The 20,365-nt window shown below is 74.3% G+C and carries 15 protein-coding genes, 2 tRNA genes, 1 other RNA gene and 1 pseudogene; 5 read left to right on the top strand and 14 right to left on the bottom strand.

What is annotated here, in order from left to right; genetic code table 11:
* Positions 1 to 10 precede the first annotated feature (10 nt).
* The 3 genes from ACIF8T_RS05830 (at position 11) to ACIF8T_RS05840 (ending at position 2,118) form a co-directional block, all read left to right on the top strand.
* Complete coding sequence (locus tag ACIF8T_RS05830; RefSeq protein ID WP_400031591.1) at positions 11 to 1,405, top strand: sensor histidine kinase; 1,395 nt, start codon at positions 11 to 13, stop codon at positions 1,403 to 1,405.
* On the top strand, positions 1,402 to 2,022 hold the full coding sequence (locus ACIF8T_RS05835) for a response regulator (RefSeq protein ID WP_400031593.1): 621 nt from the start codon (positions 1,402 to 1,404) through the stop codon (positions 2,020 to 2,022). Before ACIF8T_RS05830 ends, ACIF8T_RS05835 begins: the two co-directional genes overlap by 4 nt.
* Before the next feature lie 23 nt (positions 2,023 to 2,045).
* A tRNA-Gly gene (locus tag ACIF8T_RS05840) sits at positions 2,046 to 2,118 on the top strand.
* 72 nt (positions 2,119 to 2,190) lie between these two features.
* Here ACIF8T_RS05840 and ACIF8T_RS05845 read toward each other — a convergent pair.
* The 6 genes from ACIF8T_RS05845 to ffs all read right to left on the bottom strand — a co-directional run bounded on the left by ACIF8T_RS05845 (position 2,191) and on the right by ffs (position 11,435).
* A complete protein-coding gene (locus tag ACIF8T_RS05845; RefSeq protein ID WP_400031595.1) occupies positions 2,191 to 3,090 on the bottom strand; it encodes a phosphoribosylaminoimidazolesuccinocarboxamide synthase in 900 nt (299 codons plus the stop codon).
* A 162-nt stretch (positions 3,091 to 3,252) separates the two neighbouring features.
* Positions 3,253 to 4,743: a N,N-dimethylformamidase beta subunit family domain-containing protein gene (locus tag ACIF8T_RS05850; protein WP_400031597.1), complete on the bottom strand. Its 1,491-nt coding sequence runs from the start codon at positions 4,741 to 4,743 to the stop codon at positions 3,253 to 3,255.
* Positions 4,744 to 5,177: 434 nt separating this feature from the next.
* Positions 5,178 to 7,013, bottom strand: a complete 1,836-nt coding sequence (locus ACIF8T_RS05855) for a hypothetical protein (RefSeq protein WP_400031599.1) — start codon at positions 7,011 to 7,013, stop codon at positions 5,178 to 5,180.
* Positions 7,014 to 7,291: 278 nt separating this feature from the next.
* A complete protein-coding gene (gene purD, locus ACIF8T_RS05860; RefSeq protein ID WP_400031601.1) occupies positions 7,292 to 8,545 on the bottom strand; it encodes a phosphoribosylamine--glycine ligase in 1,254 nt (417 codons plus the stop codon).
* Between the two features lie 268 nt (positions 8,546 to 8,813).
* Positions 8,814 to 11,207 (bottom strand): DNA polymerase III subunit gamma and tau, encoded by a 2,394-nt coding sequence (locus ACIF8T_RS05865; protein ID WP_400031603.1) that lies wholly within the window; start codon positions 11,205 to 11,207, stop codon positions 8,814 to 8,816.
* Between the two features lie 129 nt (positions 11,208 to 11,336).
* Positions 11,337 to 11,435: signal recognition particle sRNA small type (gene ffs / locus ACIF8T_RS05870), an RNA gene on the bottom strand.
* Positions 11,436 to 11,507: 72 nt separating this feature from the next.
* On the opposite strand from ffs, the gene ACIF8T_RS05875 reads away from it, so the two are divergent.
* Positions 11,508 to 11,595: transfer RNA gene (locus ACIF8T_RS05875), tRNA-Ser, on the top strand.
* Between the two features lie 62 nt (positions 11,596 to 11,657).
* Here the strand turns inward: ACIF8T_RS05875 and ACIF8T_RS05880 are convergent.
* From ACIF8T_RS05880 to ACIF8T_RS05900, 5 genes and pseudogenes are all read right to left on the bottom strand, one after another.
* Positions 11,658 to 12,938 (bottom strand): tyrosine-type recombinase/integrase, encoded by a 1,281-nt coding sequence (locus ACIF8T_RS05880; RefSeq protein ID WP_400031605.1) that lies wholly within the window; start codon positions 12,936 to 12,938, stop codon positions 11,658 to 11,660.
* 80 nt (positions 12,939 to 13,018) lie between these two features.
* Positions 13,019 to 13,252, bottom strand: coding sequence for a helix-turn-helix domain-containing protein (locus tag ACIF8T_RS05885; protein WP_400031607.1), 234 nt, complete (start codon positions 13,250 to 13,252; stop codon positions 13,019 to 13,021).
* Positions 13,253 to 13,726: 474 nt separating this feature from the next.
* Positions 13,727 to 15,205, bottom strand: a complete 1,479-nt coding sequence (locus ACIF8T_RS05890) for an ATP-binding protein (RefSeq protein WP_400032339.1) — start codon at positions 15,203 to 15,205, stop codon at positions 13,727 to 13,729.
* A gap of 2 nt (positions 15,206 to 15,207) precedes the next feature.
* A pseudogene (locus tag ACIF8T_RS05895) lies at positions 15,208 to 16,050 on the bottom strand (bifunctional DNA primase/polymerase).
* Positions 16,047 to 16,775: a DNA methylase gene (locus ACIF8T_RS05900; RefSeq protein WP_400031609.1), complete on the bottom strand. Its 729-nt coding sequence runs from the start codon at positions 16,773 to 16,775 to the stop codon at positions 16,047 to 16,049. Before ACIF8T_RS05900 ends, ACIF8T_RS05895 begins: the two are co-directional and overlap by 4 nt.
* 154 nt (positions 16,776 to 16,929) lie before the next feature.
* Between ACIF8T_RS05900 and ACIF8T_RS05905 the strand changes: the two genes are divergently transcribed.
* Complete coding sequence (locus ACIF8T_RS05905) at positions 16,930 to 17,142, top strand: hypothetical protein (protein ID WP_400031611.1); 213 nt, start codon at positions 16,930 to 16,932, stop codon at positions 17,140 to 17,142.
* A gap of 3 nt (positions 17,143 to 17,145) precedes the next feature.
* On the opposite strand, the gene ACIF8T_RS05910 is transcribed toward ACIF8T_RS05905, so the two are convergent.
* The 3 genes from ACIF8T_RS05910 to ACIF8T_RS05920 form a co-directional block, all read right to left on the bottom strand.
* On the bottom strand, positions 17,146 to 17,610 hold the full coding sequence (locus ACIF8T_RS05910; RefSeq protein WP_400031613.1) for a hypothetical protein: 465 nt from the start codon (positions 17,608 to 17,610) through the stop codon (positions 17,146 to 17,148).
* A 207-nt stretch (positions 17,611 to 17,817) separates the two neighbouring features.
* Positions 17,818 to 19,941: an FtsK/SpoIIIE domain-containing protein gene (locus ACIF8T_RS05915; protein WP_400031615.1), complete on the bottom strand. Its 2,124-nt coding sequence runs from the start codon at positions 19,939 to 19,941 to the stop codon at positions 17,818 to 17,820.
* Positions 19,942 to 20,046: 105 nt separating this feature from the next.
* Positions 20,047 to 20,364, bottom strand: a complete 318-nt coding sequence (locus ACIF8T_RS05920) for a hypothetical protein (RefSeq protein WP_400031617.1) — start codon at positions 20,362 to 20,364, stop codon at positions 20,047 to 20,049.
* Position 20,365 lies beyond the last annotated feature (1 nt).

Raw genomic sequence — 20,365 nt, forward strand, 5'->3', positions numbered from 1 at the left:
GAGCGGGGAGATGCGCGAACCGGGGGGATGGTGGCGGCGCAAGAGCACGCCGGCCAAGGTCGAGACCTACACGCGCTGGTCGTACCACACCTTCACGGTGGTCGAGGTGAGCGTGGGCGGGCTGTCCGCCTTCGGGCGGGTCGGGCCGCGGGTCGCCGTCGCCCTGCTGCTGCTGGTCTGCCTGCACGCCGCGGTGGGCGCCGTGACCGCGTCCCGGGCGCTGGACTGGACGCGCGGGCGGCGCGAGCAGCCCGTACGGCTGCTGTGGGTGCTCGGCGCCGTCACCGCCGTGATCGCGCTCGCCGCCCTGGCGATCGTCGAGCACGCGCCGGGCGGCGGTGACGTGGCCGGGGCGGCGGGCGGGCTCTTCGGGGTCGTGGTGATCTTCGGCGTCGGGAACTGCGCGCTGGGCGTCCGCAGCCGGCGGCGGGTGTTCGGGATCGTGGCCGGCTTCGCCGCCGGATCGGCCGCCCTGACGGCGGTGGTGGGCGCCCCCGCCGTGCAGGTGCTGGTCGTCCTGCTGACGGTGCTGTGCGGCGGCGGGTTCCTCGCCTTCACGTCCCTCTTCTCCGTCTGGCTGCTCGACGCCGTCTACCGGCTCGACGAGGCCCGCGAGACCCGGGCCCGGCTGGCCGTCGCCGAGGAGCGGCTGCGGTTCGGGCGGGACCTGCACGACGTACTGGGGCGGAACCTCGCCGTGATCGCCCTGAAGAGCGAGCTGGCCGTGCAGCTGGCCCAGCGCGGGCGGCCGGAGGCCGTGGCGCAGATGGTCGAGGTGCAGCGGCTGGCGCGGGAGTCGCAGCGGGAGGTGCGCGAGGTCGTGCGCGGCTACCGCGAGGCCGACCTCGGCAGCGAACTCGCCGGGGCGCAGGGAGTGCTGGAGGCGGCCGGCATCGACTGCGCGGTCACCGGGTCGGCCGCCGGGCTGCCGGCCGCGGTGCAGTCCGCGCTGGGCTGGGTCGTCCGGGAGGCGGCCACCAACGTGCTGCGGCACGGGGACGCGCGGCGCTGCGCGGTGCGGCTGGCGGTGACGGAGGGACGCGCGGTGCTGTCCGTGGAGAACGACGGGGCGCCGGTGCCCGGGGCCGGGCAGGTCCCCGGTCAGGCCTCCGGCCGCGGTGTCTCCGGCGGGTCGGGGCTGGCCGGGCTGCGGGAGCGGCTCGCCGAGATCGGCGGGACGCTGCGGGCGGGTCCGGCCGGGCGGGGGGTGTTCCTGCTGACGGCCGAGGTGCCGCTGCCGCCGGGCTCCCGGGCCGCCGCCGAGGACCGTGCCGCCGAGGACCGGGCCGGCAAGGACCGTGCCGGCGAGGACGCCGAGGCCGCCGGCGGGACGGACTCCGGGCCCGCCGCTCCCCTTTCCCCCGCTTCCCCCGTCTCCTCTTCCGTGAGGGAGGTCACCCCGTGACGTCCGGACGGCCCCTGCGCCTGCTGCTCGCCGACGACGAGCACCTGATCCGGGGGGCGCTCGCCGCCCTGCTCGGGATGGAGGACGACCTGCTGGTCGTCGCCGAGGCCGCCACCGGGCCCGAGGCGCTGGCGATGGCGCGGGCGCACGCCCCGGACGTCGCCGTGCTGGACCTGCAGATGCCCGGCGCGGACGGTGTGAAGGTCGCCACATCCCTGCGGGCCGAACTGCCCGGCTGCCACGTGCTGATCGTGACCAGCCACGGACGGCCCGGGCATCTCAAGCGCGCGCTGGCGGCCGGGGTGCGCGGGTTCGTCCCCAAGACCGTCAGCGCCCAGCGGCTCGCCGAGATCATCCGCACGGTGCACGCCGGAAACCGCTACGTCGACCCCGAGTTGGCGGCCGACGCGATCGCCGCGGGCGACTCGCCGCTGACCGCGCGGGAGGCCGAGGTGCTGGAACTCGCCGCCGACGGGGCGCCCGTCGCGGAGATCGCGCAACGGGCCGCGCTGTCGCAGGGGACCGTGCGGAACTACCTGTCGGCCGCCGTCTCGAAGCTCGGGGCGGAGAACCGTCATGCGGCGGTGCGTCTCGCACGCGAGCGAGGTTGGGTATAGTTGCTCTCGCGCCACGGCGCAACGCGGACGTAGCTCAGTTGGTAGAGCGCAACCTTGCCAAGGTTGAGGTCGCGAGTTCGAGCCTCGTCGTCCGCTCCGGATCCAAGGCCCCGGTCATCGACCGGGGCCTTCGGCGTTCCCGGGCCCGCGCGGGGCCCGGGTGCCCGGTCAGCTCCAGCTGGTGCCCGTCAGACGCTCGTACGCCTCCACGTACTTGGCGCGGGTGGCGTCCACGACCTGCTGCGGCAGCGCGGGCGGGGGCTGCTCGCCGCGGCGGTCCCAGCCGGACTCCGGCGAGGTCAGCCAGTCGCGCACGAACTGCTTGTCGTACGACGGCTGCGCCCGGCCCGGCTGCCACTGGTCGGCCGGCCAGAAACGGGAGGAGTCCGGGGTGAGCACCTCGTCCGCGAGGACGAGGTCGTCGCCGTCGAAGCCGAACTCGAACTTGGTGTCGGCGAGGATGATCCCCCGGTCCCGGGCGATGTCGCGGGCGCGGGAGTACGCGGCCAGGGTCGCCTGGCGCAGCCGGGCCGCGGTGTCCGCGCCGACCTGGCGGGCGACCTCCTCGTAGGACACGTTCTCGTCGTGCTCGCCGACGGCGGCCTTGGTGGCCGGGGTGAAGATCGGGCCGGGCAGCTCCGAGCCGTCCGCCAGGCCCTCGGGGAGGGCGAGGCCGCAGACGGTGCGGGACTCGTTGTACTCGGCCAGGCCCGAACCGGTGAGGTAGCCGCGGGCCACGCACTCCACGGGGACCATCCGCAGCGACTTGCAGACCAGGGTGCGGCCCGCCCACTCGGCGGGGGCGCCCTCGGGCAGGTCGGTGCTCAGGACGTGGTGGGGGATCAGGTCGGCGAGCTGGTCGAACCACCACAGGGAGAGCTGCGTGAGGACGCGGCCCTTGTCGGGGATCTCGGTCGGCAGCACCCAGTCGTAGGCGGAGATGCGGTCGCTGGCGACCATCACGAGGTCGCCCGCCTCGCTCTGGTACAGGTCGCGCACCTTGCCGGTGTGCAGGTGCACCAGACCCGGAACCTGGATCGGCTCGGGCTTTTCGACGAATCCGGACACGGTTCCTCCCCGTGGTTCTGTCCAATACTCCCGATTCTCCCGTACGCCGGGGGGAGCGGGGACAGCGGGTTCGATCGGGGCCGGGGGGCGGGGCGCGGTGGGCGGGGTGCTGCGGGCGCGTCGCGGTGGGCGGGGTGCTGCGGGCCGGTCGCGGCGGGCGGGTCAGTCCCGCTTGCAGATGCGGTCCAGGAGGTTGGCCGTCGCGCGCTGGACGCGGGGGTCCACATGGCCGGGGCGGTCCAGGGCCGGGGACCAGGCGAAGGTGCCGGAGGCGAACACCCAGGCGCCGGAGGGGGCGCGGTACAGGGAGGTCTCCTGGTGGCGGGTGGCGCCCTCGCGGTCGGTGTACGGGGAGTGGGCGAGCAGGATCCGCTCCTCGTGCCCGGGCAGCGGGGTACGCGGGAAGTAGCGGTCGGCCTCGCCCGCCACCAGGCCCTCGATCCCGTCGCCCTCGTGCGCGCCGGTGGCCTCCCACAGCCAGTGGCCGGCGTTGCGGACGATCAGGGGGTGCGGTTCGGGGACGTGGCCGGCGTACTGGATGCCGAGCAGCTGCTGCTCGGGGCGGTCGATCTCGCGCCACAGCGCCGGCTTGCCCGGGCCCCTGCGCTTGCGGCAGGTCAGCAGGCGGTCGGGGGCGCCGGAGGGGGACGGACCCAGCTCCACCTGCCAGTACATGGTGTGGGCGGAGAGGAAGACGAGCGAGGTGCCGTGGTCGCGGGCGTGCTCGACGGTGCGGCGCATCGGGACCGACCAGTACTCGTCGTGGCCGGGGAAGACCAGGCCCCGGTGGCGGGTGGGGTCGACGCGGCCGGAGTGCAGGTCGCGGGCGTCGGCGTAGGCGAGGTCGTAGCCGTAGCGCTCGGCCCAGCGGATGAAGTCGTAGGCGTGGCCGACGTGCAGGGGCAGGCCCCAGCCGGCGTAGGGGCGGTCGAAGGAGACCGTCGTGGCGGCGCCGTCCTCGCCGAGCAGGCGGCCGTCCTCGTCCCAGGCGTGGTGGAGGCTGGCGCCGGTGCGGCCGTCCGCGGGGTAGAGGTTGTGGGCCTGCCAGGTGATGTCGGGCAGCACCACGAGCAGGTCCGCGGGGCGGTCGTCGCGGACCGTGAACGGCACGTGGGAGCGGTAGCCGTCGGCGGTGGTCAGGACGGCGACGTACGCGCCGATGTTCCAGTACGACGGGATCTGCAGCCGCCACGACAGCCACCAGTGGTGGCAGGAGACCGTGCGGTCGGCGGTGAGCGGCGGCGGCTGGACGATGCCGGACAGCCGGGGGCTCGTGGTGATCTTGGCCGCGCCGTCGCCGCCGTAGTGGCCGATGCGGTAGATGTCGACGCTGAACTCCTGGGGCGGGTCGACCGTGACGTGGAAGTCGATCGCCTCGCCGGGGGCGGCCGCGCCGGTGGCCGTGAAGCCCTTGATCTGGCGGTGCACGTCGTCCGCCGAGCGGGGGCCGCCCGAGGAACGCGGGCCGGGCACCCGCTCCGTGCCCCGCGGCCCGGAGGCCGGGGCCTGCTCGACGTACCAGGGGACGAGCGTCCCCGAGTCGAAGTACGTCTCCCCGCCGCGCGGCCACGGGACGGGGCCCTGCCCGAAGGGACCCGGCACGGCGTGTGCCGGCGTTCCCGACTCCCAGCGGCCGGTCTGCTCCGGACCCATGGTGTGCTCCCCTCCCTCTCGCCCCCGTGGTCGTGCGTGCCGGTGGTGCCGTGTGCTGCCGCGCGTTCGTGGCGGTGCGGTTCCGGTTCCCGGCGGTGCGGCGGCGCTCGTCGGCCGGGCGGGTGCGGCTCGCGGTGCTCGCCGCGCCCGCCGGTGGCCGCTCGTGCGCCGGCGCCGCGCGCCGCGGCCGGCCCGCCGTGTGCCGTGCGGACCGGTGGTGCCGCCGGTGCGCGGCGGCCGCGCCCGGCCGGTGCGCGGCGTGTGCCGCGCGCCCTTGCCCTGTGCGCGTTCGGTCCCAGCACATCACATAACGCACGCGCTCCGTCACCGTTCGTTTCGAATTGACCGAAAGCGGAAGCAGATACTCCGGACGGTGTGCTGGTCCGGGGCCCCGGGCGGGTCTCAGCCGACTCGTCCGGGCGGCTCCGACCGGCTCATACGAGACGCACCGGCTTCTCGGGGCGTATCCCCAGCCGGGCCAGCCAGCCCTTCAGGGCGGTCGGGTCGCCGTCCTCGATCAGGGTCAGGACGCCGGTGCCCAGGCCGGTGGCGCGTTCGCCGTCGACGAGGAGGGAGGGGCCGTCGAGCCAGTCGAGGCCGGGTGCCGCGCCCGCGGTGTCCATGGCCGCGCAGCAGACCATCGCCGTGACGTGGTCGGCGAGGAGCTCGCGGGCGGTGCGCAGGGGCTGGAGGGGGAAGAGCGGGAGGGTGTGGTCGTCCCACACGGCGCTGTCGGCGGCGGTGGTGGGGTAGCCCGTGGCGCCGGGGACGGGCGGGGTGCCCGCCGCGGCGGTGGGGGCGGTGGCCGAGGCGTCGGCGGCGCCGGTGGCGGCCGCCTCCTCCCTGGCCAGTTCGGCGCTGAGCCGGGCGGCGAGGGCGGCGCCGCGGGCGGTGGTGCGGGAGAGGTCCTCGTCGTCGTCCGGCGGCGGCTCCCCGATCCGGGCGGCGCCCTCGGGCGGGGCCGGTTCGGTCAGGTGGTCGAGGACGCGGGCCAGGGTGGGGGCCTCGGCGCGCCCGGCCGGGTCCGCGGGGGCGGGGCGTACGCCCATCGCGTCCAGGACGCGGTGCAGCCGGGCCGCGTCCGTGCGCCACTTGCGGTCCACGACCTCCTCCGGGTACGCGCTCCAGTCGACCGGGGACCAGTCGGGGCCGGGCTCGGCGGGCCCGCCGTGGAAGAGGCGGGCGGCGAGGAGGGACGCCGCCTCGTCCACCGCCCCGGGCTCTTCGAGCAGGTCGCAGGCGGGGCGCTCGCCCAGCCGGGAGGCGAAGCCCTCGGCCAGGCGGTCGCGGCGGGAGAGTTCGGTGAGGGCGGCCACCACGCCGGCGTCCAGCCGGGAGGGCCAGCGGCCCATCCGCCAGGCGGGCAGCGCGACCCGGGTGAGGAGGCGGTCCCAGCCGGCGTACGCCAGGCCGACCTGCTCCTGGGCGACGATCCGCAGGCCGTAGTCCACCGCCTGCGCCCGCTCGGCGGCCGCGGCCGCGACACCGCGCTCCATCTCGGCGGCGTGGCCGCGGCAACCGCGCAGCAGCAGCCGGGCGACCCAGCCGACGCCCGCCAGCGCCGCGCGGGGCACGGGCCCGCGGCGGGGTACCGCGGTCACGGCCACCGCGGCGTCCAGCCCCCGGACGAAGCGCCGGGCGGCGGCTATGTCCGGGTGGGCCGACGGTCCCGTGCCGGCGACGACCGGGGCGAGGACCGCCCGCAGCTCGCCGACCCGCATCCACCACAGGAACGGGGAGCCGATGACGAGCACGGGGGCGGCGGGGGCGCGGCGGTGCGCGTGGCTCTCCGGGCCCCGCGGGACGCCGTCCCCCCCGGACCCGGCCGGGCGGGACCGGGAGTCCGGCGGCGGGCCGTGGGCCCGGTGGGTGCGGTCCTCCAGCCAGCTGTCGCAGTCCGGGGTCAGCGCTATCGCGGACGGGGCCGGGACGTCGAGGCGGTCGGCGAGGTCGCGCACCATCCGGTAGAGGTCGGGGGCCGCCTCCTCGGCGATCGGGACCGTGGGGCTCATGGCGGGGCGGGCGCGGGCCACCACCAGGGCGACGGCGCCGGCGGCGAGCAGCACGAGGAGCGCGAGCGGCGTCACGATCCGGCGCGCGGCGCCCCAGCCCGGCCCGGCGAGATGGCCGGTGGACGCGCCGGCGAGCAGGACGACGGCGACGGCGGCCGGCAGCAGGGCGACGGCCAGTGCCCTGCCGCGGATCCGCAGCACGGCCAGCGCGCGGGAGCGCGCCGCCCGCACGCCCGCTTCTCCACCCGTTCCGATCACGGCCCGACCTCACCCCCTCCCGGCTGACCCGACGTCGTCCTGGTGTTGCTCACTCCCCCACTGTGGCACCCGTCACTGACATCGCAATGCCGATGGGCCATGTGCCGGAAACCTTGCGCCGCACCCTAGTTGCGGCCCCCGCCCCCGTCAGCCGGATGGGGCATCGGTCACTCGATGGAATGGCTTTGGGGAAAGGTGGATGACGCACAGCACACTCAAGGCCCCGGATTCTCAGACGAATCCGGGGCCTTGGAGGTTCATCGGGGGGGGCCGGCCGTTCAGTGGCCCCGCGCCGCCTTCGCCGCGATGTCCGTGCGGTGCTGGGAGCCGTCGAGGCGGATGCGGGAGACCGCCCGGTAGGCCCGCTCGCGGGCCTCGGTGAGGTCCTCGCCGGTGGCCGTGACGGACAGCACGCGGCCGCCCGCGCTGACGACGGCGTCGCCGTCCTGCCGGGTCCCGGCGTGCAGGACGTACGCGTGCGGCGCGTCCTGCGCGGCGACCTCGTCGAGGCCGGTGATCGGGTCGCCGGTGCGCGGGGTGCCGGGGTAGTTGTGCGAGGCGACGACGACGGTGACCGCCGCGTCGTCGCTCCAGCGCAGCGGCTCCAGGTGGGCGAGGTTCCCGGTGGCGGCGGCCATCAGGACGCCGGCCAGCGGGGTCTGCAGACGGGCCAGGACGACCTGGGTCTCGGGGTCGCCGAACCGGGCGTTGAACTCGATGACCCGCACGCCCCGGCTCGTGATGGCCAGACCGGCGTAGAGGAGACCGGAGAACGGGGTGCCGCGGCGGCGCATCTCGTCGACGGTCGGCTGGAGGACGGTCTGCAGGACCTCGTCCACCAGCTTCGGGTCGGCCCAGGGCAGCGGGGAGTAGGCGCCCATGCCGCCGGTGTTCGGGCCCTCGTCGCCGTCCAGGGCGCGCTTGAAGTCCTGCGCGGGCTGGAGCGGCAGGACGGTCTCGCCGTCGGTGACGGCGAAGAGGGAGACCTCGGGGCCGTCGAGGTACTCCTCGATGACCACGCGCTCGCAGCCTGCGGCGTGCGCCCTGGCCTCCTCCAGGTCATCGGTGACCACGACGCCCTTGCCCGCGGCGAGGCCGTCGTCCTTGACGACGTACGGCGCGCCGAAGGCGTCCAGGGCGGTGGCGACCTCCTCCGCCGTGGTGCAGACGTACGAGCGGGCCGTGGGCACCCCCGCCGCCGCCATGACGTCCTTGGCGAAGGCCTTGGAGCCCTCGATCTGCGCGGCCTCCCCGGAGGGGCCGAAGACCGGGATGCCCGCCTCGCGCACGGCGTCGGCGACCCCGGCGACCAGCGGGGCCTCCGGGCCGACCACCACGAGGTCCGCGCCGAGGCGCGTGGCCAGCGCGGACACCGCCGCGCCGTCCAGGGCGTCGACCTGGTGCAGCTCGGCGACCTCGGCGATGCCGGCGTTGCCGGGGGCGCAGTGCAGCGCGGTGACGTCGGGATCGAGGGACAGGGAGCGGCACAGGGCGTGTTCGCGGGCGCCGCTGCCGATGACGAGGACCTTCACGGGGTCAGCCTAACGGGAGAAGGGCCCGGCGCTTTGTGCGGGCCGCCGAGGGAGTGGAGGGATGGGGCTTGTGGGTTCCTCCAACGGGCGTGGTCCGGGGCCCTTCCGCCGGGCGCCCCGTGAGCGTCCGGCCGAGTCCGCCCTGGCTACCTGCGACCGCCTCGGCTGTCGCCGCCCGGAGCCGGACCGAGCCGGACCGGACCGAGCAGGACCGAGCCGGACCGGACCGGACCGAGCCGGACCGGGCGGCGGCTCGGCTGCCCGCGGGCTACTCGTTCGTGAACTCCTCGACCACCGTCGCGCCCAGCTCCCGGACGATCAGCTCCTGGCCGGAGAGGGCGGACTCGTCGAGGTCGGGGTCGTCCTCCTCGGGGATGTCGTCCTCGGGGGAGACCGGTGGCGGTGGCTCTGGGGCCGGGGGCCGGGGCGCGGGGGCGGACGCGGGGACCGGTGCGCCGGCCGCCCGGGCGGAGGCGGGCTGGGCGGGGGCCGGGCGCTGGGCGGTCGTGGTGCCGCCGTGGCCGCCGGTGGCGCCCGCGCCGCCGTGGCCACCGCCGCCCGGCGCGCCGGCGCCGTAGCCGCCGGGGGCGCCCCCTCGGGCACCCGGGAAGCCGGGGGGACCCGCGGCGGCCGGGGAGGCCCCGCCGCCGGAGGGATCGGTGATCGCCTCGATCTTCCACTGGACGTTGAACTGCTCGGCCAGCGCCTGCCGCAGGACGTCCTCGCTGCCGCTGCTCACGAAGTTGTCGCGGGCGCCCGCGTTGACGAAGCCGAGCTGGAGGGTCGTGCCGTCGAAGCCGGTCACCTGCGCGTTCTGGCTGAGCAGGATCCAGGTGAACCGGCGGCGGTTCTTGACGGCCTCCAGGATGTTCGGCCAGAGCACGCGCGGGTCGAGGCCGCCGGCCGAAGGTGCGGCCGCGGCGGGCGCGGCAGGCGGGTGCGGGGCGGCGGCCGGGGAGGGCGCCGCGGGGGTGGCGGGCCCAGGGGCCGCGCCGGGCACGGGCCCGCCCGGGCCGGGCGCGCCCTGCGCGGATCCGCCCGCCGCGGGCCCGCCGGGGGCGGCCGTGGGCCAGCCGCCGGGCCGGCGGCCGCTGCCCGCGGAGGCGGGGGTGGGCCAGGCGCCCGGGGCGGGCGCGGCGGCGGCCGGCGCCGGTCCGGCGGCCGACGGGGCGGCGGGGGCCGGGGCGCGGGGCGGCTGCGGGGCGGGCTGCTCGCCGGCGGCGGGGCCGGGAGGCACCGGGGCGGCGGGCGCGGCGGCGGCCGGCGCCGGTCCGGCGGGGACACCCGGCGCCGGCGGGGCCGCGGCGGGGGCCGCCCCCGGCGCCGCACCGCCGTCGTGGCCCGCTCCGGGACCGCGGACGGCCGCGCGGGCGGCGGCGGGGCCGCCGCCCGGCGGAATCGGTGCGGGGGCCGCTCCCGCGTGCGCCTCCGGCCCGGGCACGTACCCCAGGGCGGGCATCCCGGCCGCCGGCGCCGCGAACCCGGCCGCGGGCGCCGCGAAGCTCACGCCGCGCTCCAGACGGTCCAGGCGGGCCATGACCGCCCGCTCGTCGCCGTACGTGGCGGGCAGCAGCACGCGCGCGCAGATCAGCTCGAGCTGGAGGCGCGGCGAGGTGGCGCCGCGCATCTCGGTCAGTCCCTCGTTGACCAGGTCGGCGGCCCGGCTCAGCTCGGCCGCGCCGAAGGTGCCGGCCTGGGCCTGCATCCGCTCGATGACGTCGGCCGGGGCGTCGATCAGCCCCTTCTCGGCGGCGTCGGGCACCGCGGCGAGGATGACCAGGTCGCGCAGCCGCTCCAGCAGGTCGGCGACGAACCGCCGCGGGTCGTTGCCGCCCTCGATCACGCGGTCGACGACCTCGAAGGCCGCGGCCCCGTCCCCGGTCGCGAAGGCCTCGACGACGGAGTCCAGGAGCGACCCGTCGGTGTACCCGAGCAGGGAGGTGGCCATGGCGTACGTCACACCGTCCGCGCCGGCGCCGGCGAGCAGCTGGTCCATGACGGACATCGAGTCACGCACGGATCCGCCGCCGGCCCGCACGACGAGCGGCAGCACCCCGTCCTCGACGGGGATCTTCTCCTTCTGGCACACCTCGCCGAGGTATTCCCGGAGGGTCCCCGGCGGCACGAGCCGGAACGGGTAGTGGTGGGTGCGCGACCGGATGGTCCCGATGACCTTCTCGGGCTCGGTGGTCGCGAAGATGAACTTGAGGTGCTCCGGGGGCTCCTCGACGACCTTCAGCAGCGCGTTGAAACCGGCCGACGTGACCATGTGGGCCTCGTCGATGATGTAGATCTTGTACCGGCTGCGCGCGGGTCCGAAGAACGCCTTCTCCCGCAGGTCACGGGCGTCGTCCACACCACCGTGCGAGGCCGCGTCGATCTCGATGACGTCGATCGAACCGGGTCCGGTGCGGGCCAGGTCCTGGCAGGACTGGCAGGTGCCGCACGGGGTCGGTGTGGGTCCCTCCTCGCAGTTCAGGCACCGGGCGAGGATCCGCGCGCTGGTCGTCTTGCCGCAGCCGCGCGGACCGCTGAACAGGTACGCGTGATTGACCCGGTTGTTCCGCAGCGCCTGCTGCAGCGGGTCGGTGACATGCTCCTGCCCGATGACCTCGGCGAACGACTCCGGGCGATAGCGGCGGTACAGCGCGAGAGACGACACGCTTACGAGGTTATAGGCGCGGACTGACATCGGGTCCCGCCCGCGGAGGCGGGGGCGGACGGCCGCACCGGGGGCCCGCGCGCGAAAGACAACCGGAGCCGGACGGTCACCGGCGAACGTCGGCCGATGCACGCAAGCGCCCCCCACGCACCCGCCAGAGCCGACCTACCCTTGCTGCCTTCCGGCCCTGGGGGAGTTCAGTCAGATAGCGCCGCGTGAGGGGCTTCGCACAGGTTACCTGATGTCGGGGGTGAGGAACGAGTTCGCGAGCACTGCTCTCGGTCATGTAATGTTTCCGACGGAGGATTCGCCTAGAGGCCTAGGGCGCACGCTTGGAAAGCGTGTTGGGGGCAACCCCTCACGAGTTCGAATCTCGTATCCTCCGCCAGTGCCTCACCGGGCACGATGTCGAAGGGCCCCCTGGAAACAGGGGGCCCTTCGACGTTGTCTCTACGCCTCGTTGTCCTGGTCTTTGTCCACAGCGAGGTTTTCTGGGGCTCCCCAGATGGCGCGCTCGATCTTCCGGGCCGCCTCCTTGAGCATGGGATCGGTCACGTGCAGGTACCGCGCCCGCATCCGGGCTGCGCCGCCCGGCTCCCAACCCATGATCTGGTCAATGACTCGGTCCGGGACCCCGAGCAGCATCAGCACGGTGCCCGCAGTGTGCCGCGCATCGTGTAGGCGCCCGTCCCGGACGCCGGCGTCTTCCAGCAGCCGCTTCCAGTCGTGGTAGTCCGTGTTCGGGCTGAGCGGTCCGCCCAACGGCTTGGTGAACACGTACTCGGACTCGGTCCACAGATTCCCGGCCGCCGCGCGCTCCCGGGCCTGCGCCTCCCTGTGAGAGCGGAGCATCACGACCAGCGGGCCCGGGAGGGGCACGGCGCGGCGTCCGGCCCGTGATTTCGTGTTCTTCGTCTCGCGTCGCACCTGCACCCGGGCCGGGCAGTAGCCGGCCTTCCGCCCGCAGGGCGCTGCCTCGCCGCACCCATGCTCGTACTTCGGTCGCAGCCGGTTCCTGCGCAGCTTCAGGTACTCGTTGTCCAGGTCTACGTCAGACCACCGCAGACCGAGCGTCTCGCCCTGTCGCAGTCCGAGGGCCAGGGCCAGCATCCAGCGGGCACTGTTGCGGCGCTTGTTCACCTCAAGCAAGAGGCTCTGCACCTCGTCCACGGAGTAGGGCTCTACCTCCGTCTCGTCCTCTTCCATCCGGGGAGGCTTCGCCAGCGCGGCGGCGTTCTTCGCTGCGTGGCCGCGCCGGACCGCTTCCCCTAATGCCGTACGTGCCGTCCGGTGAGCCTGGTGCGCGGTGCCTGCCTTGCTGCCGGCGCTCTGCATCCGGCGGTACAGACTCTCCAGGTGTTCGGGCTCCAGGCGGTCGATGCGATGCCGACCGATTCCCGGCACCAGGTGCACCCGGACTGCCACCTCGTAGCCGGCGTACGTGTTCTCGCTCACTACGGGCCGGGCAATGTTCTCGACCCAGTGCTCAAGCCACTTCGCCACCGTCCACGGCTTGCCGGGCTGGCGCGCGGAACCTTCGTCCCGCTGCTTCTCCAGGCGCCGGACTTCGTCCACCAGCTCTTTGCGCGTGGGGCGCGTCAGGTGGCGGCGGTAGGGCGTTCCGTCGTCCTTGTAGCCCATGGGTACACGGGCGTGCCAGCGTCCGTCCTTGCCCAGGTAGATGGCCGATTCGCCGTTGGCTCGGCGTGTGCGCTTTTTCTCCTCTGCCATTGGCAGTTCCTCCGGTCGGTGCAAGGTAGACAGACCGGAGCGCCGCCCGTATATCGGGCGGCGCTCCGAGGGGGGCGAGATCAGGCGGCGCGCTGCTCGGCGCGGCGGCGGGCGAGGTAGGCGGCCGGGGCGTCGGCGGGGACGCGTCGGAGTCCGCCGATGGTCAGGGACTCCAGCTCTCCGGCGCGGATGAGGGCGTAGCAGGTGGTGCGGCCGATGCGGAGGCAGCGGGCCGCCTCTTCGACGGTCAGGAGAACGGGGGCCGGGTCGCCAGCCTCGGCCAGCGGGGCGATGTCCACGGTGGTGATGCTCACGGGAAGCTCCTTTGGGACTCTCCGTCGGGGGTGGCGGGTGTCTGTAGCGGGAGTTCGTGTCTGTCCGAGGTGCGGATTTCTGCGTCACCTGCGTCACCTGCGTCATTCACCGCTCTGACCTGCGATTTCGCGGTGACGCAGCACGATGGGGGTGCGTCACCGGTGACACAGACCTGCGTCATCGGGTGACGCAGGTGACGCGGGGTGACGCAGAGACCGGCTGTCTGCGTCACCGGCCTTTGGGCAGGTCACCGGCCGTTTTCGAGGTGCGGGTGACGCAGGTGACGCAGCGTCTTCCTACTTCGGACAAAGAGGGGTGGTGTCTGTTGTGGTGCGCGTCTCAGGACGTGAAGAAGGAGCCGCTTCGCGGCGCGTCCTTCGAGGGCGGCGCCGCCGCCGAACAGCAAGAGGAGCACGCGGTGCGGCGCCGGGTGCTCCTCTTGCTTGTCCGGGCCGGGTGTGGTGCCGGGGCGGTCAGAAGGCCGCTTCCTGCTCCGGCGAGGGCGGCGCGGCGGGGGGCCGGGCGATCTCGATATAGCGGGACGCGTTGGTGCGTCCCCAGTCGATGAGGACGCCCCGGGCCGCGAGGGTGGGCTGGAGGCGCTTAAGTCGGTCGGAGAGCACCTTGCCGGTGGTCGGCCACCCTTTGGGCAGGGGGCGGAAGTCCTCGCCCGTGTAGAGGCCCGTGAGGGCGTGCAGCCATTCGGCCGAGGTCATCCGCTGCTCGGTGCCCGGGTCGATGCCGGCGGCGTGCTTGAGCACGGTCTGTGCCAGCAGGTCGCCCTCGATGACGTCGTCGTTGAGGTCGTCCAGGCTGGCCCGGTAGGCGGCGAGCGCCCCCAGACCGGTGGCCGCGTCGAGCTGCGCGCACAGGTGCGCGAAGTCGGCCATGCGCAGGTCGGTCGGAATGTCCGCCTGCGCCGCCCGCACCTGCACCGTGAGGTCCAGCAGCGAGCCGAGGATGACGGGCAGCACCTCGGCGAAGTCGGACCACAGTTCCGCCTCGGTGCGCCGCACCCGGGGGCGTTCCAGGCGGAGCGGCAGCAGCCGTTCGGCGAGGTCGGGCCGGATCACTCCCACGTCGATGCCGGTCAGCAGCAGGGGGCGGCGGTAGCCGATGCGGAACACGTCCCCGTCGGTGAACAGCGCGCGCTTGACGTTCTCCGCCCCCGTGACGATGCAGCACATGGCGTCGGACAGTTCCGGGGTCATGTGGGAGAGGTTGTCCAGGGCGGTGACCCAGCCGGCCGCCACCGCCGTGATCAGGTTCTCCTCGTCCTTCGGGGCCCGGCGCAGGTCCCCGGTCATGCCCTCGATGATCCGCACGAGCATCCGCCCGCCGGTGGACTTGCCGGCGCCCTGCGGGCCGGTGAGGAACGGGGCCGGGACGGGCACGTCCGGCCCGAGACAGCCGATGAGCCAGGCGATGGCCAGGCACTCGGTCTCGGCGGTGGCGAAGTTGCACAACCGCATCAGCAGGTCGATGCCCTTGCCGTCGGTGTCCTTGACCGGCAGGGGCAGCTCCCCGGTGAGCTGGGTGCGCCGCCAGCAGACCTCCCGCGGGTCCGGGGTGCGGATGTCCCAGCCGGTGGGGTGGATGCGCACGGACTGTCCGTCGCTGCGTCCCAGGTCCAGCCAGGTGGCCCCGTCGAATCCGGGGGCGACGCGGATGTGCACGGGCTGCACGTCCTCGGTCAGCGCCAACGCTTCGATCAGGTCGAGCGCCTCCTTCATGGCAGTGCCGTTGAACACGCCGATGCCGTCCTTGAACAGCCCGACCATGAGTTCCTGCCGGTGGCTGCCGGTCGTGCCCTGGGAGCGGATCGGGCGGGCCACGGGGTGGCCGTTGCGCTGCGCGTACACGGTGCCGTCGGCGGTGCGGAAGTACCGGAAGTGGGATTGCGCGTAGTCGGTGATGATCTCGCGGGCGGGTGTCTTCTCGTCCTTGGACATGGTCACAGTCCCAACGTGGTGCGGGCGTTGGTCCACGCGTCCGTGCAGTGCCGGGCCGTCTCGCCCTTGCGCTGCGCGGCGGTGAACAGCCGGTTGACGTGGGTGTCGGTGAGGCAGCCGCACCGGCCGTGCCGGGACAGCACGGCCAGGAAGGTGCGGTACACGGTCGCGTGGACTCCGCTGGACGCCTCGGTGATGCACTGCTCGGCCATGGCGATGCCACGAGCGAGGTAGGCAGGCGTGCGGTGCGGGCACTCCCCGCCCCCGGCCCCCGTGGGCACGGCCACGGGGGCCGGCCGGACCGGGGAGGGCGCCTTGACGGCCAGCGCCCGCACGGCGTCCGGCAGGTCGGCCATCGCGCCGGTGCCGGGCCCGAGGTAACGGGCTTAGGCCATCGTGGACTTGATGTCCACGCCGGGCCGCACCGCGTTGCGGGAGGCCATGGCGCCCCGGTAGATCCAGTGCTCACCGCGCGTCGTCGACACCGTGCGCGTGGCGGGCAGGACGGTGCGGGCCCAGGCGATGGCGTCCGCGTCGTCCAGGTCCACCACGGTCAGCCCGACGCCGCCGGGGTGGTAGCCGACACACACCGCCCGCCGCCACGCCGCCGCCCACGCGGGCGAGGCGATGACGGCCGGGTCGGTGGTGGCGGCGGCCCAGGCGTGGCAGACCCCGGGGCACCGGCAGGGCCCGGCGGTCTTCATGTTCGGCCGGCCGCCGCACGCGTTGCCCGCGCACGCCGTGCAGTTGCCGAACGGCACCTTGCCCCGACGCAGGGGCAGCACCGGCACACCAGACGCAGCGAGGCTCAGCGCGGTGCGCTGGATGGAGGGCGTCTCGCTCACGCCGCCACCCCCAGCCCGATCGTGGCGAGGAACACGGCGCCGATGTGCTCGGTGTAGGCCGGGGGGATGGCCTCGGTCAGTTCCTCGCGCACGTCGGTCCAGTCGATGCCCATAGCCGCCTGCAGCTCGGGGATGCTGGGCTTGCCGCCGCCGTTGCCGTAGGCGGCCACGTACGGGCCGTCGAAGTACTGGCCGTGCCGGTAGCCGCGCACCCGGCCCCGGTGCCGGACGTGCGCCGGCTGCTCGATGCTCCAGCCGCCCACCTCGAAGTTGCGGTGTCGGATGACTCCGAGGCCGAACATCTCGCCGCACAGGGTGAGGTCTTTGCGAATCTTCGCGCGGCCGTTGGGCTGCTCGATCACGTACGGCAGGCCCGACGCGTCCAGCAGCTCACGGGTGGGCGCGACGAGGTCGACGTGCGCGCGGCCCCAGCCCTGCGAGGCGTTCGTGCCCACCGTGAGCGCGCAGCCGTGCTGGCAGGGCGGGGAGGCGTGCACGAACGCGTACCGGCGGATCTCACCCGTCTCGATCAGGTGGGCGAGGTAGGCCAGCGCGTCGTCCCGGTGGTAGGCGAAGGGGTAGTTGGGTCGGTCGGCGATGTCGCAGCCGTCGACGGCGAAACCGGCGCGGGCGTAGCCCACGGCGGCGCCGCCGGCGCAGCAGAACAGATCCAGCAGGCGCGGCCGAGTCTCGCGCACTCGCCGGATGGTGGTGGGTTGCGTCATGCTGGGAGACCTCCAACAGGTCTGTAGTGGGCTGGTTGGGCAAGGGCGGCCCCGGTGTTCTTGGCGGAATCGGGGGCCGCCCTTGGCGTAGCGGTGAGCGGGTAATTGCTGAACCATGACGGGGCGTCAGCGGGCGAGTGGTGAGGCTTCTACCGTGCTGGGGCACCGACACCGGTTCGTGCGGTGGCTTGTGGTGCTGGCCTACGTGGGTGCCGTGTTCGGGCTCGGTGCGGTGGTGTGGCACTGGGTGAGGGGCAAGTCGTGGGACGACTCGTTCTCGTTCGCGCTGACGGTGACCGTGAGCGTGGTGGTCGGCCAGTGGTTGGCCGCTCTCATCCGGCGGAGAGCCGGACGTGGCGACGGCTGAGCCTCAGCCGTGGAAGTGGTTGCGCTTGAAGACGGCCCGGCGGATGTTCACCGTGGTGCCGCCCTTGTGACCGCTCGCACTGAGCACCTGGACGGCGATCCAGCCGCCGAAGATGACGGCGGCGAGGGTGATGAGCTGGGTGATGAACGCGGTCAGGGCGGCGATGAACGAGGTGAGCAGCAGCAGCCCGCCGCACACCGCGAGGAAGCCGACGCCTCTGAGGGCGATGTTCACCGCCGTCCGCGAGACGGCCGGCTTGGCGGTGACCGGCTCGGGGCGGGCGTGGTCGATGGCGTAGCCGGTGACGACGCGGCCGTCGGGCAGGACGATGCTCGCCACCGTCGGGACCGTACCCGGCTGGACGGGGACGATTGGCGCTGGCACCACGGCGGCGGGCGGGAGCGGGGTGGGCTGGTGGACTTCCACGGCCCGTTCGGTGGGCGGTCGGTGGATGTGGCCGGGGTACATGCGGAATCCCTTCCGAACGTGGGTCAGGGAGGCAGGGGCACCCCCTGCCGGGGGCGCTGTGGAGGGGTGTTTCGGGGGTCTGACCTGCGTGCCTCCCTGCCTCCCTGGACGATCATTTGCGCAGGTCAGAGCGAGGGAGGCGGGGCAGGGAGGCGGTCAGGGAGTTCTCCCTGCCTCCCTGGCCCGCCGGGGGTGCGCTCCCTGCCCTCATTCGGCGGAAGCGGAACCCTCCGCGTCGCGTTCGGCGAGGGCGCGGGCGACGCGGTCGCGGCCGACGACCATGCGGCCGTCGGACTTGTACGGCTCCGCGCCGGCGGCGTCCAGCACCCGCTTGAGGTCGATGAACGACCACCCGGCGTAGGCGTCCGTGTTCAGTGCGGCGAGCCGAGTGATGACCTCCTGCGTGCGCACCCGGGGCGCGTCGCCGATGACGGCGGCGATGTCGGCGAGCGGGTCGCGTTCCTCGCCGCGGTCGATGCTGTGCAGGGTGGTGACGCCGTCGCGCAGGGCCTTGGCCCGCTCGGTGATGGCCACGGCGGCTTCGTCGTCGATGTAGTGCGTGCGCACTGTGAGGGACGCCTGCCCGGCCGGGATCTCGATCCCGTCCGAGGCGACGACCAGCGTGCCCTTGTCCAGGCCCTGCCGCAGCAGGTGCGGGGCGGCGCCGCCGTCCACGGCCTTGTCCCCGAGGGCCATGCGGGCCTGCGACTCGGTGCCCAGCGCGAGCGAGGCGCGGGTGTGGGCGCCCTCGCGCACGAGCTTGGGGAGGTTCTGGTCGGTGGGGTCCTGCGTGCCCTCCCACAGCAGCACGTCGACCACCCGGCCCTGGTTGTGGACCTTGCGCACCGCCATGAAGTACCGGGATACGGCCTTGGAGCCGCCGTAAGGGCGGCCGTCCTCGTCCTTGACCGGGCACATGAACGCCACCTGAGCCTCGTCCACGATCCCGATCAGCGGCGGGAACACCGCGCCGGGGTCGCGGCGGCGGACCTCGATGCGCCGGTTCATCTCCTCGACCAGGCCCTCGACCATCTCGGTGGCCTCGATCACCTGCTCATCGGCCGGGCCCTGGATCAGGACGGTGGCGAGGCCGTCGAACATGGCCCAGTCGCCGGCGCCCTTGAGGTCGGCGATCCGGAACTCCACCCGGCGGTCCAGGCAGGCCCACAGGGCCAGCGCCCGCAGCGCGGCCGTCTTGCCCTGGTTCGACAGACCCGTGATCAACAGATGGCGCTGGTACAGGCTGAGTGCGGCGGCGTCCCCGCGCAGATCCTGCCCCCACGGCGCCTTGCCCTTGGCGTAGTCGGCGGTCAGCGTCTCGTCGGTGACCAGCGGGGACGGGCCGATCGGCTCGTCCAGCGCCCCCGAGTCGGCGATCCACAGCCGCACCGTCCGCGCGGCCTGCGGGATGGTGATGAACACTTCGTGCTCGTGCCGGGTCAGGTTCTCGGCGAGCTTGCGCCGCCGGTTCTGCACCTCGACCGTCGACACCCCGGACGGGAGGGTCACGTCGACCTCGACGCCGCATCCGGCGATCCGGATCGGTCCGAGCATGCTCGCGCCGGCGTCGCCCATCTCCTTGATGGCTCGCGCCAGGGCGGGCACCCCGAGGTCGCGCAGGGCCTTGACCACGATGGACGGCGTGATCGGCTCCCCCTCGCCCGACCGCACGTTGGCGGGCAGGGCCCAGTTCGGTGCGGCCTGCTGGTTGCGGCCGACCGCCCACAGGGCCAGCAGCGCCAGGAACGGGCCGATCGAGATCAGCGGCCCCCAGACGATCTGCACGATGCGGATGAGCAGGGCGATGAAGTCGATCGTCGCCGACAGCGGCGTGATCACGTCCCCGGCCTGGCCCGAGTTGATGGCCATGACGATGCCGAGGGCGACCAGGACGCCGATGCTCATGCCGGCGCCGACGGCGACGCCCTTGGCGGCCTCCACGGGCGAGTGGAGCAGGTCCATGCGGCGGTGGTGGCGGGCGGCGCGGAAGCGCGTCAGCCGCTCCTCCCACTCCTCGGCCGCCTCCAGGTTCCCCGCCGCCTCGGCGGCGCGGATCATCCGCTCGTACCGGGCGCCGGTGCGGCCGTCCCACGTGCGGCGGGCCACGATCCGGCCGCCGTTGACGGTGTAGAGGCCGTGCCGGGCCGTCGCCCGGACGACCGTCTTCGCCCGCTCGTGCGTGGCGACGCTCTTCACGGCGCGACCGGAGCGCACCCACAGTGGCACCGGCCGCGTGGGCGGCGCGTCGGGCACGACGGTGAGGACGGTGGGGGCCGTGTCGGGGGTCGGGGGGTCGGTGGGCTTGTGGAGGTGGACGACGTTCTCAGACATGCTGGGGGTTCTCCTGAACTGCCCCGACAGGGGCGGGAGTAGGGAGAGAGCCGGGGTGGCCGGGGCCGTGGAAAGCGCGGCCACCCCGGTGCGAGGGTTGGCTGGTCAGAACCAGCCGGACGACTTCTTGGCGGCCTTGGCGCGGGCGGCCTCGGTCAGCAGCCGCTGCCGCTCGGCGTGCAGGGCGGTCAGTTCCGCGTTCAGGCGCATCTCCGCGCTGTTGCCGGTGGCGTCCATGCGCTGCTCTTCACGGCCGGCGCTGCGGCCCCGGGCGACCTTGTAGGCGCCGCCGGCCAGGGCGCGGGCCATCGCCCGGCGCTCGCTGCCGTTCAGCGGCCACCACTCGCCCCGGCGGACCGCTTCCAGCTTCTTCGTGGTCGCCTGGATCTCGCGGTCCAGGCGGCGTATGTCGGCGTTACGCATG

Source organism: Streptomyces sp. NPDC085946 (genome assembly GCF_044540485.1).
Lineage (GTDB): Bacteria > Actinomycetota > Actinomycetes > Streptomycetales > Streptomycetaceae > Streptomyces.